Genomic DNA, 1083 nt, shown 5'->3' with positions numbered 1-1083 from the left:
CCTCGTCGATATCACCCGAGCAGGCGACCCGAACGTTCGGAGGCTCCTCGCTGTCCATTCGCTCCCCTGGCGCGGTATGAACCGCCGCCTCATAGTGCAGTTTGATCCTGACGAGCCCAGCATGTCTGCGCCCACCTTCGCGGAACCTGACCAGGTCCGCTAGCGGGCGGCCGGAAGGTGAATGCTAGGCATGATCTAACCCTCGGTCTCTGGCGTCGCGACTGCGAAATTTCGCGAGGGTTTCCGAGAAGGTGATTGCGCTTCGCAGATCTCCAGGCGCGTGGGTGCGGACGTAGTCAGCGCCATTGCCGATCGCGTGAAGTTCCGCCGCAAGGCTCGCTGGACCCAGATCCTTTACAGGAAGGCCAACGGTGGCGCCCAAGAAGGATTTCCGCGACACCGAGACCAATAGCGGAAGCCCCAACGCCGACTTCAGCTTTTGAAGGTTCGACAGCACGTGCAGCGATGTTTCCGGTGCGGGGCTCAAGAAAAATCCCATCCCCGGATCGAGGATGAGCCGGTCGGCAGCGACCCCGCTCCGTCGCAAGGCGGAAACCCGCGCCTCGAAGAACCGCACAATCTCGTCGAGCGCGTCTTCGGGTCGAAGGTGACCGGTGCGGGTGGCGATGCCATCCCGCTGCGCTGAGTGCATAACCACCAGCCTGCAGTCCGCCTCAGCAATATCGGGATAGAGCGCAGGGTCAGGAAATCCTTGGATATCGTTCAGGTAGCCCACGCCGCGCTTGAGCGCATAGCGCTGGGTTTCCGGTTGGAAGCTGTCGATTGAAACACGGTGCATCTGATCGGACAGGGCGTCTAAGAGCGGCGCAATACGTCTGATCTCATCGGCCGGCGATACAGGCCTCGCGTCCGGATGGCTGGCGGCCGGTCCGACATCCACGACGTCTGATCCGACTCGCAGCATTTCGATCGCCGCGGTGACAGCGCCGGCGGGGTCTAGCCGCCGGCTCTCATCGAAGAAGGAGTCCTCGGTGAGATTCAGAATGCCGAACACCGTCACCATGGCGTCGGCCTCCGCAGCGACTTCCACGATGGGGATCGGGCGAGCAAAAAGGCAGCAAT

At 62.3% G+C, this 1083-nt stretch carries 1 protein-coding gene and 1 pseudogene; both read right to left on the bottom strand.

The window, feature by feature from the left end; genetic code table 11:
* Positions 1-184 precede the first annotated feature (184 nt).
* Complete coding sequence (gene sul1, locus WCE05_RS25820; RefSeq protein WP_000259031.1) at positions 185-1024, bottom strand: sulfonamide-resistant dihydropteroate synthase Sul1; 840 nt, start codon at positions 1022-1024, stop codon at positions 185-187.
* Positions 1018-1083: pseudogene (locus WCE05_RS25815) on the bottom strand (QacE family quaternary ammonium compound efflux SMR transporter); the annotation flags it as partial. The gene sul1 and the pseudogene WCE05_RS25815, both read right to left, overlap by 7 nt.

The organism is Pseudomonas sp. I2 (assembly GCF_040984075.1).
Lineage (GTDB): Bacteria > Pseudomonadota > Gammaproteobacteria > Pseudomonadales > Pseudomonadaceae > Aquipseudomonas > Aquipseudomonas guariconensis_B.
The sequence above is the reverse complement of the archived record's forward strand: the minus strand, read 5'-3'. Positions and strand labels throughout refer to the sequence as shown.